This is a genomic window from Hymenobacter sp. B81 (assembly GCF_044628455.1).
Taxonomy (GTDB): domain Bacteria; phylum Bacteroidota; class Bacteroidia; order Cytophagales; family Hymenobacteraceae; genus Solirubrum.
On the sequence record NZ_JBIYZW010000001.1, the window covers coordinates 270,656 to 284,011 of the forward strand.

Sequence of the window (13,356 nt, forward strand, 5' to 3'; positions counted from 1 at the left end):
ATGAGGGCCTTTTGGAGTGCGATTCGCACCGCTTCTCGCTGGCGGCGCCCTGCTGGCTACGCCTCGGGGTAGAGCAGGTATTTCTGGCGCATCTGCTTGTACTGGCCCAGGGCCGGCTCCCAGGACCGGCGGATTTCCTGTTCCGATTTGCCCTCGATGATCTGCTGGCGCACGGTAGGCGTGCCGGTGAGCTGCTCAAAGTACTTGCCGAAAAACTTATCCTTGGCCGTGCTCTGCTGGTAGAAGTCGATGAGGTAGCGCAGGGTGAGCCCCGACGACTCGGTCATGGGCAGCTGGCGCAGGTCGATGCCGTAGCAGAGCTTGCCGTTCTGGGGCGGCGAGGTGGAGCCGGGCGTGGGGCGGGGCGTAAACGAGTACGGGCGGGTGCGGGGCTGGGTGGGCGCGCCGGCCACCTCAAACGGCGCGTCGGTGCCCCGACCGATGCTCACGTCGGTGCCCTCGAACAAGCACAGGGTAGGGTAGAGGGCCACGGCGTGAGCGTTGGGCAGATTGGGGGAGGGCCGCACCGGCAGCGCGTAGCGCGTGGCGTGGGTGTAGCCCTGCACCGGCACCACCGTCAGCGCGCACTGCTTGCCCCCGGCCAGCCACTTCTCGCCGTTGATCATGCGCGCCAGCTCGCCCACCGTCAGGCCGTGCACGATGGGAATGGGGTGCATGCCCACGAACGACTTGTGCGCGGGCTCCAGCACCGGCCCATCGACGAAAAAGCCGTTGGGGTTGGGGCGGTCGAGCACCAGCACCGACTTGCCCTGCTCGGCGGCGGCCTCCATCACGTAGTGCATGGTGCTGATGTAGGTGTAAAAGCGCGTGCCCACGTCCTGAATGTCGAAGATGAGCACGTCCAGGTCCTGCAGCATCTCGGCGGTGGGCTTCTTGGTGGCCCCGTAGAGCGAGCGAACCGGCAGCCCGCTGCGGGCGTCCTTCCCGTCCTTGATGGTGGCCCCGTCGGCGGCCTCGCCGCGGAAGCCGTGCTCGGGCGAGAAAATGGTTTTCACCGCTACGCCCTGGGCCAGCAGCGTGTCGGCCAGGTGACTGCGGCCCACCAGGGAAGTTTGGTTGACCACCAGCCCCACGCGCTTGCCGCGCAGCAAAGGCAAATATTGGTCGAAGCGCTCGGCGCCCATTTTCAGGGCCGGGGCCGCGGGCTTAGGCGCTGGCGCTGAGCGGCTCACCGGGGCCGAAGCCGGGGCAGCGGGCGACGTAGCGACCGGCGCAGCGGGGCGGGCGCAGGCGGAAATCGACAAAAACAGCGAACAAGCGCCGTGAATCACGTATGAGGCCATCATGCGAAGTTGGGCGTTGAAACTGACCCCGTTCGCGTAGCTTTACGGCCAGTGAACGTCTCGCGGTACATATCCAACAAGATTGACGGAGCCGACTCGGGTTCATTTACCTCGTCGGTGACAAAGATAGCCATCATTAGCATCGCCCTGGGCGTGGCGGTGATGGTGGTGTCGTTTGCCATCCTGGAAGGCTTCCGCAACGAGATTCAAAGCAAGATCTTCTCGTTCGGGGCCCACCTCACCATCAGCAAGTACGACAACAACAACTCGCTGGAGGTAGAGCCCATCAACGGGGCCGAGCTGGCGCAGGAGCTCAAGCGCTACCCGCAGATCAGCGGGGCCCAGCCCTTCGCCCGCAAAACGGCCATCATCAAAACCCGCGACGAGGTGATGGGCGTGGTGCTCAAGGGCATCGACGAAAAAATGGGCGCCTCGCCCATGCGCGCCAACCTGGTGGCCGGCAAGTTTCTGAGCTTCCCCGACTCGGCCGCCTCCGAGCAGGTGCTGCTCTCGCGCAAGGTGGCCGACAAGCTGCGCCTGAAAGTGGGCGACGACGCGCTGTTTTACTTTATTCAGAACCCGCCGCGGGTGCGCAAGTTCGTGGTGGCAGGCATTTACCAGACCGGCCTCGACGAGTTCGACGAGGTGTTCGTGATGGGTGACATCCGGCAGGTGCGCGAGCTGGAAGCCTGGAACGACTCGCTGGTGGGCGGCTACGAGGTGGTGCTGAAAGACTTCCGCCAGCTCGACGAGATGTCGGAAACCCTGCTGGCCACGCTGCGCTACGACCAGAAAGTCGACAAGATTACCGACCAGTACGCCCAGCTCTTCGACTGGCTGCAGCTGCTGAACCGCAACGTGGTCATCTTCCTGCTGCTGATCATCTTCGTGGCCACCTTCAACATGGTGGCCACCATCTTCATCATGATCCTGGAGCGCACCAACATGATCGGGATTCTAAAGGCCATCGGCGCCACCGACAACCAGATCCGGCGCATGTTCTTTTTCCGGGGCCTGAACCTGACGCTCAAGGGCATGCTCTGGGGCAACCTCATCGGGCTGGGCTTCTGCACCATCCAGTACTTTTTCCACCCCATCCCGCTCGACCCCGAGAACTACTACATGGACCGGGTGCCGATTTACTGGGACCCGCAGGTGATTGTGCTCATCAACGTGGCCGTGTTCGTGACCTCGCAGCTGGCCGTGCTGATTCCGACTTACCTCATTGCCCGCATCAAGCCGGTGGTGGCCATCAAGTTCGACTGATCACGGATTTGTCCGGATTTTTCGGATTCCACGGATTTTGTGGACGCTTGCCAATGTACGACTGAAGCGTTGGATTCGGCTACGGCTGGGCGGCGTGGTTTTTCAGGAAGCGCTTGTACACTAGGCTATCCTGGCCGAAGTTGATCAGCAGCCCTACCTCCAGCTTGTAGGCGTGGAGGTAGTTGATGATTTGGGCGTGGTGGGCCGACGTAAGCTCGTGGGTAGCTTTTAGCTCTACCAGCACCGTGCCGGCCACCAGAAAATCGACCCGCCGGGCACCTACTTCAACGTGCTTGTAATACACCGGCAAGTGAATTTCGCTGGCAAAGTCAAGTTTGGCTTCTTCCAGTTCCACCGCCAGGCTGCGCTGATAAACAGCTTCCGGAAATCCACAGCCCAAAGCCCGGTGCACGCGCATGGCGCAGCCAATGATCTGATGCGTCAGCGCATTGTGGCGGATATCAAGCAGCATGATAGCACGGAACAACGAATTGGCGTAGCGAAACAATCGTCTACAAAATCCGTGAAATCCGTCTAATCCGCAAGAATCCGTGATTGGAGCACCAGGTTTGGGTCGGGGCAGAGCGCTGCCCACAGCTCCCGTTCCTCCGGCAGGGCCACGCCGGGGAAGTCGCCGCGGCGGCCCTGCAGATCGGCCATGAGCTGGAAGTGCAGGTGCGGGGGCCAGTCGCCGTTTTCGGGCCAGGGCCCCACGGCGGCGAAGGCCTGGCCTTGTTCCAGCGGCTGCCCCTCGTACAGGGCGGCGCATTCCAGGCGGCCGAGGTGGCCGTAGAGCGAGTAGAACGTGGTGCCCGCCAGCTCGTGCTGCAGAATCACGGTGGGGCCGTAGTCGCCGAAGTGGTTGTTGTCGGCTACGCTGTGCACCACCGCGGGCATGAAGGCCAGCACCGGCGCGCCGGCGGGCAGCCACACGTCCACGCCCAGGTGCAGGGAGCGGGCCGGCACGGCCGGGTCGCCAAACAAGCCGGGGCTGCGGCGGTAGATAACGCGGTTTTCGAGGTAGCCGCCCACGCCCACGCGGGCCTGCCGGACCGCCAGCAGCTCGTTTACCAGCTGGTCGAACGATTCGGTGTCGCGCAGGTCGGCCTGGGCCACGATGGGGTTGGCGGCGGTGAAGTCAAGCCGGGTTACGTCGGTCCCGTTGAGGTCGACGGGCAGCACCGGCCCAAAAGTCGCCTGGTGCCGCCGCAGCAGCTGGGAAAGTGCGGTCATTATGTGGTTGTTGGGGTTTCGTTTTTTGTTGTTGGTTTTTCGTTGTTCGTGCCGGAGTACACTCTATCAGCTGGCAATTGACAACCTGCAACTATCAACTAAGCACCATGCACTAACAACTGGCAACTGGCAACTGACAACTGACAACTGACAAAGGTCATGCGGCGCGAAGATGCACCGGATTCAGCCTTTTGCGGCCTTTTGCCGTACCTTGCACGGCCGTTGGCCGGGAGGCCCACCCACCGTTTGTTTCACCGAACCCCAGTTTTCGCACGCCGCCGCTAGCGGCCGAGAACCGCATGAGCACCAGCCCCTACCTCACCCTGAACGTCGTCGACCTGACTCACGAAACCGACGACTGCGTTACCATTCACCTCGAGCGCGCCGACCGCCAGCCCATTGCTAGCCAGCCCGGGCAGTTCCTGACGCTGATTGTGCCCTGCGAGGCGGGCAAGCGCCCGGCGCGCCGCTCGTATTCGCTCAGCAGCACCCCCCACGAAACGCCCCGCCTGTCGGTAACCGTGAAGCGCGTGCCGGGCGGACTGGTGAGCAACTACCTGCTCGACAACGTGCAAGTGGGCCAGCAGCTGGAGGTGATGGCGCCCATGGGCAACTTCACGGTGCAGCCCAACGCCGCCGCGGCCCGCTCCCTGGTGCTGATCGGCGCTGGCTCGGGCGTGACCCCGCTCATGTCGATTCTGAAGGCCGTGCTGCACGAAGAGCCCCAGAGCCAGGTGCTGCTGGTGTACGGCAACCGCAACGAGGACTCGGTTATCTTCAAAACCCAGCTTCAGGCCTTGGAGCAGCAGTACGCCGGCCGCTTCCAGGTAGAGCACGTGTACAGCCAGCCCCTGGGCAGCGGCGGGGCGCACCAGTTCAAGGGCCGCCTCAACCGCACCATGCTGCTGCGCATTCTGGAGCAGCGCCACGCACTGCCGCCCGCGCAGGCCGAATACTACATGTGCGGCCCCGAGGGCATGATGGCCGAAGCCCGCGCCGCCCTGGATCTGCTGGGCGTGCCGGCCGAGCGCATTCACCGCGAGAGTTTCGTGGCCTCGGCCGACTCGGCCGAAGCCGCCGCCGGTCAGCCCGAGGGCCACGGCACCGTCACGGCCGACGACGACGACGCCATCAGCGCCCGCACCGTCACCATTCAGTACGAGGGCACCGACTACCAGATTGAGGTGCGGCCCGACCAAACCATTCTCGAAGCGGCCCTCGACCAGGACATCGACCTGCCCTACAGCTGCCAGGCCGGCTTGTGTACGGCCTGCCGTGGCAAGTGCCACTCGGGCAAGGTGCACCTCGACGAGCGCGAAGGCCTGTCCGACTCGGAGCTCAAGCAGGGCTACGTGCTGGTGTGCGTGGGCCACCCGCTCACCAACGACGTGGTCATCGAAATCGACTAAGGCAGCCCCCGATCGGGTTGTAGTTACGGGGCCCGGCAGGTAATCATTCCTGCCGGGCCCCGGTTGTACTAGCTCCAGCCGGAGCCGGCGGGCGTGGCCGACCGGCGACCGGCTTCGGCGCATCCTGCTTACATTCACCGGCCGCAACGCAATTTCGTTGCTCTGCCGTGGCCCCCGGGCCTGGTTCTGCGTAGAAATTGCCCTCATACCGTTGTCTTTTCCATGCCTTACCCTGCCGCCCCCGACCTCACCGCCGACGTGACGACGCCCGCTCGTCCGCCCCGGCGCTACCTGCCCGAGTCCTTCGCCGTTACCGATTGGGCCACCATCAAGCCCTACTTCCAGGAGTTGCGCGAGCGGCCCATTGGCTCGGCCGCGGAGCTGGAACGCTGGCTGCTCGACCGCTCGGAGCTGGAATCGGTGCTGAGCGAGGACCTGGCCTGGCGCTACATCCGCATGACCTGCGACACCCAGAACGAGCAGCGCAGCGCCGACTTCCAGTACTTCGTGAGCGAGATTGAGCCCAACGTGGCGCCCCACGACCACGCCCTCAACGAAAAGCTCGTAGCCTCGCCCTTTGCCGCCGACCTGGACCAGCAGCGCTACCGCATTTTCCTGCGCTCGGTGCGCCGGGCCCTGGAAATCTACCGCGCCGAAAACATTCCCCTCAAAACCGACATCAGCACCAAGCAGCAGCAGTACGCGGCCGTGGTGGGCGCCATGATGGTGACCCTCGACGGCGAGGAAATGACCCTGCAGCGCGCCGCCGACCGCCTCAAGGATACCGACCGCGCCCGGCGCGAAGAAGCCTGGCGGGCCGTGCAGGAGCGCCGCGCCCAGGACGTGCAGCCGCTCGACGCGCTGTTTACCGAGCTGGTGGGCCTGCGCCACCAGATGGCCCTGAACGCGGACTTTGCCAACTTCCGCGACTACATGTTTGCCGCCCTGGGCCGCTTCGACTACACCGCCGAGGACTGCCGGGCCTTCCACCGTGCCATCCAGGAAACCGTGGTGCCGCTCATCGACGAAATCGACCAGCAGCGCCGCCGCGACCTGGGCCTGAGCGAGCTGCGCCCCTGGGACCTCGACGTGGACGTGTCGGGCAAGGCCCCGCTGCGGCCCTTTGACACCGGGCAGGAGCTGCTGGAAAAAACCATCACCGTGTTTCAGCGCCTCGACCCCTTTCTGGGCGACTGCCTGACCACCATGCGCGAGATGGGCCACCTGGACCTGGAGTCGCGCAAGGGCAAGGCGCCGGGCGGCTACAACTACCCGCTCGACGAAACCGGCGTGCCATTCATTTTCATGAACGCCACTTCCTCGCTGCGCGACGTGATTACCATGCTGCACGAGGGCGGCCACGCCGTGCATTCCTTCCTCACGCGCCGCCTGCCCATGGGCGCCGACAAGCACCCGCCCAGCGAGGTGGCCGAGCTGGCGTCGATGTCGATGGAGCTGATTTCCATGGACCACTGGGACGTATTCTTCGCCGACGAGGACGAACTGCGCCGCGCCAAGAAAACCCACCTGGAATCGGTGCTGGAAACATTTCCCTGGGTGGCCACCATCGACAAGTTTCAGCACTGGATCTACGAGAATCCCACCCACAGCTCGGCGCACCGGCAGGCGTACTGGCAGGAGATTTTCGATGAGTTCAACCAGCGCACCGTGAGCTGGCAGGGTCTGGAAAGCTACAAGCCCTGGCTGTGGCAGAAGCAGCTGCACCTCTACGAAGTGCCGTTCTACTACATCGAGTACGCCATGGCCCAGCTGGGTGCCATTGCCGTGTGGCGCAACTACCGCCACGACCCGCAGGCCGGCCTCGACGCCTACAAGCGCGCCCTGGCCCTGGGCTACACCGCCACCATCGGCGAGATTTACGAGGCCGCCGGCATCCGCTTCGACTTCAGCACCGACTACCTGCGCAGCCTGGTCGACTTCGTGCGCGCCGAAATGGCCCAGCTGTAGATCAGACCCGCCTCCAAACCCATCGCGGCCCCGCATCACCAATTGGTAGTGCGGAGCCGAGTCGTTTCTGGACCGGTCATTTGCTGCTGGGTTGGCCGTCGGTTTGTGGGATTCGTCCAACTATTCAGCCACCGGGGCGCGGGTCGGCGGAATAGCTGCTGAAAAACCTTCTGGCTGTTGGGCTTGGGGTAGGCCTCTCACAGATCATCCAGGAACTGTAGGCAACGGCCGTTGCGCAGCTCTGGGGCGTAACCGCAGCCAGCGAAGCGGATGAAAGTGCGAATGGTGACTGCGGGGGCTGGCGGGCGCGGGCTCGACGCTAAATCTGCGGAAGAACTGGCATCAAATCTCAGGCTGGCAGCGAGCTAAGCCGGGCGTTGGGGTTGCGCAGCGCAACGACAGCGGCATAGTGTGGGAAGAGGCAGCGGCTAAGGGCGGGGCCAAAAAACGCCGCCCGGTTGCGGGTGGGCAACCGGGCGGCGGGCAGATGCGGGGCGGAAGAGCCCGTTAATTTTTCAGCTCGAACAGCGGCAGGGGCTGCAGCTCGGCGTATTTGCGGCCGGCTTTCTTCAGCGCCTCGGCGTGCTGCTGCAGGTAGCTGTTGTAGTGCTTGGCGGCGCGGTCGTAGCGTACCCGGAAGCCCACTACCTCGCTGTCGGCCACCTTGATGGTTTCGGTCAGTGCCTCCACGTCCTTGCTTTTCTCATACTGGGGTTGAGCCAGGTCGTACACGGCCCGCAGCACCGAGTCCTGGGCCAGGTCGTAGGCATCGATGCGCTCCGACGAGGACATGGTTTGCTGGTCGTAGCGGATGCCCAGCAGCCGGTCGTTGGCGTTGTCGAGCTGGCGCAGCTGGCCGGGGTTGGCGCCGGGCAGACGGCCCAGTTCCTGCAGCACGGCCTTGGTAGCCACCAGCTTCTGGTTGTCGCTGTCGCGCATCTGGCGCCAGCGCACGTCCACGGTGTCGCGCAGCACGTCGAGCTGGGCGCGGGCCGCCGCGGGCGACATCGGGTCGAGTGCCGCCGGCGTGTCGGCGGTTTTGCGGCAGGAGGCCGCGGCCAGCAACAGCAGCAGCGGCAGGTAAAGCAGTAGTTTACGCATAGCAAGGGGCACAACGCGAGTCGGGCGCAGAATATTCCGCGCCGGCGGTGCTTGGCGAAGAAAAAGCAAATCGGCCAGTAAACCTACACGGGCTTGAACTGCTCGAAACCCTGGCGGCAGTCGTTGCAGTAGTGCAGGGCGCGGCAGAGCGTGGGGCCGAAGGGGGAGCGGAGCGTGGTGTTGTGCGAGCCGCAGTTGGGGCACTCGGCGTACTCCAGAATGTCGAGGTCGATGATGCCCTGGTGGGGCGGGGGCGGCGAGAGACGGTGCGCCCGCAGCGCCTCGCGGCCCCGCTCGGTTACCCAGTTGCTGCTCCAGGCTTCTTCCAGCGACATTTCCACCACGAACTGCTCGACGCCGTGCTCGCGCAGCACCCGCTCCACGTCGCGGCGCATGTAGTCCATGGCCGGGCAGCCCGAAAACGTGGGCGTCATGCGCACGGTCACGGCCCCGTCGTCGGCCACGCGCACCGCCCGAATCACGCCCAGGTCAACCAAAGAAACCGTCGGGATTTCCGGGTCCTTGACCTCCGTCAGCCACTCCAGTACCGTTGCCTTGTCCATGGGAGTAATTAATAATTAGGAATTATTAATTACCAGTCAGCGGTGGGGTCGAGGCGGAACACCTCGGCCATTTCGTCGAGCAGGGGCTGCAGGTGCGCGGTGTGCTGGCCGCCGCGGCCGCCGTACACGGGCGTGAGGGTGCTCAGGTCGGGCAGCTCCAGGCGGGTTTGGGCCAGCACCTTGCCGATGCTTTCCTGCCAGCGGGTGCGCAGCTCGGCTTCGCCCGCAAACAGGCCCTCGGCCACGATGGCGTCTTCCAGCTCGGTGGTTTCGAAGATGCCCAGGGCGTAGGGCAGGGTGAAATCCAGCGCGTGCTGCAGCTTTTCAATGGCTTCGTCGGTGCTGCTGCCCAGCTGCTTCACCCAGGTGTTGGCGTGCAGCACATGGTACTTCAACTCGCCCTTCAGCTTGCGGGCCACCTGGGCCAGGGGCTCGTGGGAGCTGTCGGCCAGCAGCTCGAAGCGCAGCAGTTCGGCGTGGTCGAACAGAAAATGGCGGATGAGGCTGAAGGCGTAGTCGCCGATGGGCAGTTCCACCAGCTGGCAGCAGTGAAACTGCGGGGCGTTGCGGGTGAAGGCTACCGTGTCGGGCTCGGCCTCGCCCAGCTGGTGCAGCAGCGAATACAGCTGCAGGCTGTGGCCGAGCTTGTCCTGGGCCATCGACGAGAAGGCAATGTCTTCTTCCAGAATAGGGCCGAGACCGTTCCACTCCGAGTTGCGGTGCCCGAGAATGAGCTGGTCGTCGGCGAGGCGGTAGAGCAGGTTTTTGAGGGGAGTCATGCGGGTGATGGGGTGACAGGTGATGAAGTGACAGGTAACACGTAACAGGTGGTAGGGAGCAGGTAATAGGTCAGCCAAAAAACGTGTCACGTGTTACCTGTCACCCAAAAGTCACTTCATCACCTATTACCCATTTCCAGTTTAAACCGGTCGATGCGGTCCTGCACCTTGTAGGCAATGGCGTCGCGGTACTTTTTCTCGGGTGTGGTGCTCCAGATGTCGCGGTCGTCGTCGTCCGAGGTCAGCACGTCGGCCCAGCGCACCACCCACACGTTCACCACCGGGCGCTGCTCGCCAAAGGTGGCCTTGGCCTGCAGCAGGGCTTCGGCCGGTGAGGTGGCCCGCACCATGCCCACGTGGGTGTGCGCCTTGCCGCGCTTCTTGAGGTGAAAAATGGCGTAGTCTTCCTCGCCGCGGGCGTAGCTGTCCTGCTGCTGCACGCTCTCGTCGGGCGCGGCGCCGCGGGCCGGCAGGGCTTCCGTGAGCGAGTCGTACACCGATTCCTGGTCGCCCACGTAGCGGGTCAGGCTGATGGCGCGGGTAGGCGTCACCCACATACCGGTGCAGGCAAAGCGGCGGCTGTACTGCTCCTTGGCGAATAGAAACGCCACGTCGGCCGAGGGTGCGTGCACCGGACCCACGTAGGTGAAGGCCGCGCCGTCCTTTTTCTGGTGAAAGACCTCGTAGGTCTCGAACTGGTCCAGCGCCTCTTTGGGGTCGAGGTGGGGCGGCGCGTCGGGCAGGCCGAGCCGGGCAATGCGCGGGTCGAGAGAAGTAAGCATAGTCGGGGAAAAAGGCATGAGCGAATGGCTGAACGAGCCCGCAGCGGCCGAAGTGGGGAAAGCCTTCGGCCGCAGGCTGGCTGCCCGCCCGGCCATTCGCTCATTGAATAAGGTTAGGCCAGGGGGCGCACGTACTGGCGGGCCGGCTGCTTGGCTTTGAGGGCCCGGCGCACCCAAGCACCGTTTTCCTCGGCGGCGCGGCGCACGGCCAGGCGCTCCTGGTTGCAGGGCCCGTCGCCGTTGATGACGCGCTTAAGCTCGTCCCAGTCCGGCTCGGTGTATTCCCACTTGCCGGTTTCCTCGTTCTTGCGCAGGTTCGGGTCGGGCAGGGTCAGGCCGATTTCCAGAATCTTGGGCACGTACATGTCCAGGAACTGCTGGCGGCAGTCGTCGTTGGAGGCCATCTTCACCTTCCAGCGCATCAGAATCTCGGTGTGCTGGCTCATCTTGTCGGCCGGGCCGAAGAAAGTCATGATGGGCGGCCACCAGCGGTTGAGGGCTTCCTGCATCATGCGGCGCTGCGTGGGCGTGCCCGTGGCCATGTGCACCACCGCGTCGTGGCCGTACTTGAGGTGAAACGACTCCTCGGCGCAGATGCGCTCCAGGGCCCGGCAGTAGGGACCGTACGAGCCCTTGGCATTGGCCATCTGGTTGACGATGGCACCCGCGTCGATCAGCCAGGAAATCACGTTCGAGTCGGCCCAGGTCGGCGTGGGGTAGTTGAAGACGTTCGAATACTTCGACTTGCCGTTGATCAGGTCGGTAATCATGTCCTCGCGCGTCTTGCCCAGGGTTTCGGCGGCCGAGTACAGCAGCTGGGCGTGGCCCACCTCGTCCTGCACCTTGGCCATCTGGGCCATTTTGCGGCGGAAGCCGGGGGCACGGGTAATCCAGGTACCCTCGGGCAGCGAGCCGATGATTTCGGAGTGCGCGTGCTGCTCAATCATGCGGATGAGCTGCTTGCGGTAGAGCGCCGGCATGTAGTCGTCGGGCTCGATTTTCTCGCCGCGGGCAATGCGGGCCTCAAACTCGGCCAGCAGAACGGGGTCCTCGTTTTCGAGGCCGGTCGCGGCGTTGGCCGGAATGTCGTGGGTGCTTGCGGAACCGTACATGGCGTGGTGGTTAGTGGGCGTGAGAAGTCGGGGAAAATGGGGCCAGGCCGCCCAGCAGCTGGTCGGCGAGGCGTTCGGCAATCTGTTCGGCGCCCAGCTTGCCGTCGGCGCGAAACCAGGACGGCAGCCAGGCCAGACTGGCCAGCAGGGTGAGGGCCGCGAAGGCGGGGTCGGGGGTGCGCAGCTCGCCGGCCGCCGCGCCGCGGGCAATTAGCTCGCGGAAGCCGGCCTCGTAGCGCTGGCGCAGATGCAGAAACTCGGTGTGGGCCGGCTCGGACAGGTGGCGCCACTCGTGCATGAACACGGCAGAGGCGTCGGCGTTGCGGGTGAGCACGCGCACGTGGCTTTCGATGGCGCGGCGCAGCTGCTGGGCCGCCGAAGCCGCGTCGTCGGCCGTGGCTTCGCGCCAGCCCACCATAAACTCGTCGGCCAGGCGGAAGCAGATGCGGTGCAGAATTTCCTCCTTGGAGCGGATGTGGGAGTATATGCTGCCGGCCTCGATGCCCAGGGCCGCGGCCAGCTCGCGCATGCTCGTGGCCGAGTAGCCCCGCTGCCGAAACAGCGCGGTGGCCGTCTGGTCGATTTGCGCCTTGCGCGAAAGGGTAGGGGCCGTGGTTTCCATGGTTGCTCGGGGCTAACAAATGTATGGTTCCTAACGTTCGTTAGCAAGTGCCGGTTGCCGGTTTTCGGGTGGCGTTTTTCGGCTTAGCGGCGGCACCTGGTGGCTAGGCGGCATTCATTGGTCGCCGGGGTCTACCTTTGCGGCCCGCGCACCGTAGTGCCCTATTGCTATGTCAGAACCAGTCACCCCGCTCAACCAGGTCGGCGAAATCGGCCTGATTCGTCTCATTCAGGAGTCTATCATCCTGCACCAGCCCAGCACAGTGCTCGGCATCGGCGACGACGCCGCCATTCTGGCCCCGCCCGCCGAGCACGAAATTGTGGTCAGCACCGACCTATTGGTGGAAGGCGTGCACTTCGACCTCTCCTTCTGCCCGCTCAAGCACCTGGGCTACAAGGCCGTGGCCGTAAACGTGTCGGACATTGCTGCCATGAACGCGCTGCCCACCCAGATTACGGTGAGTTTGGCGCTGCCCGGCCGCTTTTCGGTGGAAGCCGTGCAGGAATTCTACGAGGGCGTGCGCCTTGCCGCCGAGGCCTACCGCGTCGACGTGGTGGGCGGCGACACCACCAGCTCGCGCGGCGGGCTGGTGATTTCCGTTACGGCCCTGGGCACGGTAGCCCGCGGGCAGGCCGTGCGCCGCTCCGGCGCGCAGGTCAACGATTTACTGTGCGTAACCGGCGACCTGGGCGCGGCCTACTTGGGGCTGCAGATTCTGGAGCGCGAAAAGCAGGCCTACCTGGCCGACCCCGAAACCCAGCCCAACCTGGCGCCCTACGACTACGTGGTGCAGCGCCAGTTGCGGCCCGAAGCCCGCATGGACGTGGTGCACATGCTGCGCGACCTGGAAGTAACGCCTACCAGCATGATTGACATTTCCGACGGGCTGGCTTCCGAAATCATGCACCTGTGCGCCGCCTCGGGCGTGGGCGCCACCATCTTCTCCGACCGCCTGCCCGCCGACCAACAGGTCTACGACGTGGCCGACGAGTTCCGCCTCGACCCAGTGATGTGCATCCTGAACGGCGGCGAAGACTACGAGCTGCTGTTCACCGTGCCGCTCAGCGCCTTCGACAAGCTCAAAAACCACCCCGACGTCACGATTATCGGCAAAATCACCGAAGCCTCAGAAGGCGCCATCCTGGCGGCCAAGGGCGGCAGCGCCGTGCCGCTGAAAGCCCAGGGCTGGTCGCATTTTGGCCGGTAACAGGTTACAC

Annotated in this window: 13 protein-coding genes; 4 read left to right on the forward strand and 9 right to left on the reverse strand. The window is 64.5% G+C overall.

All coding sequences use genetic code 11. The features are described from left to right. Nucleotides 1–56 precede the first annotated feature (56 nt). Entirely contained in the window at nucleotides 57–1,307 is a 1,251-nt protein-coding gene (locus ACE191_RS01150; RefSeq protein ID WP_400190341.1) for an exo-beta-N-acetylmuramidase NamZ domain-containing protein, read from the reverse strand. A gap of 114 nt (nucleotides 1,308–1,421) precedes the next feature. On the opposite strand from ACE191_RS01150, the gene ACE191_RS01155 reads away from it, so the two are divergent. Continuing rightward, nucleotides 1,422–2,570, forward strand: a complete 1,149-nt coding sequence (locus ACE191_RS01155) for an ABC transporter permease (protein ID WP_400190342.1) — start codon at nucleotides 1,422–1,424, stop codon at nucleotides 2,568–2,570. A gap of 79 nt (nucleotides 2,571–2,649) precedes the next feature. On the opposite strand, the gene ACE191_RS01160 is transcribed toward ACE191_RS01155, so the two are convergent. Then, nucleotides 2,650–3,042: a GxxExxY protein gene (locus ACE191_RS01160; RefSeq protein WP_400190343.1), complete on the reverse strand. Its 393-nt coding sequence runs from the start codon at nucleotides 3,040–3,042 to the stop codon at nucleotides 2,650–2,652. A gap of 62 nt (nucleotides 3,043–3,104) precedes the next feature. After that, nucleotides 3,105–3,803 carry a peptidoglycan DD-metalloendopeptidase family protein gene (locus tag ACE191_RS01165; protein ID WP_400190344.1) on the reverse strand — a complete coding sequence of 233 codons (699 nt, stop codon included), beginning with the start codon at nucleotides 3,801–3,803 and terminating at the stop codon, nucleotides 3,105–3,107. 299 nt (nucleotides 3,804–4,102) lie between these two features. Between ACE191_RS01165 and ACE191_RS01170 the strand changes: the two genes are divergently transcribed. After that, the gene (locus tag ACE191_RS01170) at nucleotides 4,103–5,212 is read left to right on the forward strand and encodes a 2Fe-2S iron-sulfur cluster-binding protein (RefSeq protein WP_400190345.1); all 1,110 of its coding nucleotides are present in this window, start codon (nucleotides 4,103–4,105) and stop codon (nucleotides 5,210–5,212) included. Between the two features lie 222 nt (nucleotides 5,213–5,434). Beyond that, a complete protein-coding gene (locus ACE191_RS01175; protein ID WP_400190346.1) occupies nucleotides 5,435–7,180 on the forward strand; it encodes a M3 family oligoendopeptidase in 1,746 nt (581 codons plus the stop codon). A gap of 507 nt (nucleotides 7,181–7,687) precedes the next feature. Here the strand turns inward: ACE191_RS01175 and ACE191_RS01180 are convergent. From ACE191_RS01180 to ACE191_RS01205, 6 genes are all read right to left on the reverse strand, one after another. Continuing rightward, on the reverse strand, nucleotides 7,688–8,281 hold the full coding sequence (locus ACE191_RS01180) for a hypothetical protein (RefSeq protein WP_400190347.1): 594 nt from the start codon (nucleotides 8,279–8,281) through the stop codon (nucleotides 7,688–7,690). 83 nt (nucleotides 8,282–8,364) lie between these two features. Next, nucleotides 8,365–8,844, reverse strand: a complete 480-nt coding sequence (gene paaD, locus ACE191_RS01185; RefSeq protein WP_400190348.1) for a 1,2-phenylacetyl-CoA epoxidase subunit PaaD — start codon at nucleotides 8,842–8,844, stop codon at nucleotides 8,365–8,367. A 29-nt stretch (nucleotides 8,845–8,873) separates the two neighbouring features. Then, on the reverse strand, nucleotides 8,874–9,623 hold the full coding sequence (paaC, locus tag ACE191_RS01190) for a 1,2-phenylacetyl-CoA epoxidase subunit PaaC (RefSeq protein WP_400190349.1): 750 nt from the start codon (nucleotides 9,621–9,623) through the stop codon (nucleotides 8,874–8,876). A gap of 119 nt (nucleotides 9,624–9,742) precedes the next feature. Further along, entirely contained in the window at nucleotides 9,743–10,405 is a 663-nt protein-coding gene (locus tag ACE191_RS01195; RefSeq protein ID WP_400190350.1) for a phenylacetic acid degradation b, read from the reverse strand. 113 nt (nucleotides 10,406–10,518) lie between these two features. Continuing rightward, entirely contained in the window at nucleotides 10,519–11,517 is a 999-nt protein-coding gene (paaA, locus tag ACE191_RS01200; protein ID WP_400190351.1) for a 1,2-phenylacetyl-CoA epoxidase subunit PaaA, read from the reverse strand. A gap of 10 nt (nucleotides 11,518–11,527) precedes the next feature. Continuing rightward, a complete protein-coding gene (locus tag ACE191_RS01205) occupies nucleotides 11,528–12,139 on the reverse strand; it encodes a TetR/AcrR family transcriptional regulator (RefSeq protein ID WP_400190352.1) in 612 nt (203 codons plus the stop codon). 169 nt (nucleotides 12,140–12,308) lie between these two features. Between ACE191_RS01205 and thiL the strand changes: the two genes are divergently transcribed. Continuing rightward, nucleotides 12,309–13,346, forward strand: coding sequence for a thiamine-phosphate kinase (thiL, locus tag ACE191_RS01210; protein WP_400190353.1), 1,038 nt, complete (start codon nucleotides 12,309–12,311; stop codon nucleotides 13,344–13,346). Nucleotides 13,347–13,356 lie beyond the last annotated feature (10 nt).

Excerpts from the sequence above, each read along its gene's own strand:
- ACE191_RS01150 (WP_400190341.1), bottom strand. The coding sequence starts at position 1,307 with ATGATGGCCTCATACGTGATTCACGGCGCTTGTTCGCTGTTTTTGTCG.
- ACE191_RS01160 (WP_400190343.1), bottom strand. The coding sequence starts at position 3,042 with ATGCTGCTTGATATCCGCCACAATGCGCTGACGCATCAGATCATTGGC.
- ACE191_RS01165 (WP_400190344.1), bottom strand. The coding sequence starts at position 3,803 with ATGACCGCACTTTCCCAGCTGCTGCGGCGGCACCAGGCGACTTTTGGG.
- ACE191_RS01170 (WP_400190345.1), top strand. The coding sequence starts at position 4,103 with ATGAGCACCAGCCCCTACCTCACCCTGAACGTCGTCGACCTGACTCAC.
- ACE191_RS01175 (WP_400190346.1), top strand. The coding sequence starts at position 5,435 with ATGCCTTACCCTGCCGCCCCCGACCTCACCGCCGACGTGACGACGCCC.
- ACE191_RS01180 (WP_400190347.1), bottom strand. The coding sequence starts at position 8,281 with ATGCGTAAACTACTGCTTTACCTGCCGCTGCTGCTGTTGCTGGCCGCG.
- paaD (WP_400190348.1), bottom strand. The coding sequence starts at position 8,844 with ATGGACAAGGCAACGGTACTGGAGTGGCTGACGGAGGTCAAGGACCCG.
- paaC (WP_400190349.1), bottom strand. The coding sequence starts at position 9,623 with ATGACTCCCCTCAAAAACCTGCTCTACCGCCTCGCCGACGACCAGCTC.
- ACE191_RS01195 (WP_400190350.1), bottom strand. The coding sequence starts at position 10,405 with ATGCTTACTTCTCTCGACCCGCGCATTGCCCGGCTCGGCCTGCCCGAC.
- paaA (WP_400190351.1), bottom strand. The coding sequence starts at position 11,517 with ATGTACGGTTCCGCAAGCACCCACGACATTCCGGCCAACGCCGCGACC.
- ACE191_RS01205 (WP_400190352.1), bottom strand. The coding sequence starts at position 12,139 with ATGGAAACCACGGCCCCTACCCTTTCGCGCAAGGCGCAAATCGACCAG.
- thiL (WP_400190353.1), top strand. The coding sequence starts at position 12,309 with ATGTCAGAACCAGTCACCCCGCTCAACCAGGTCGGCGAAATCGGCCTG.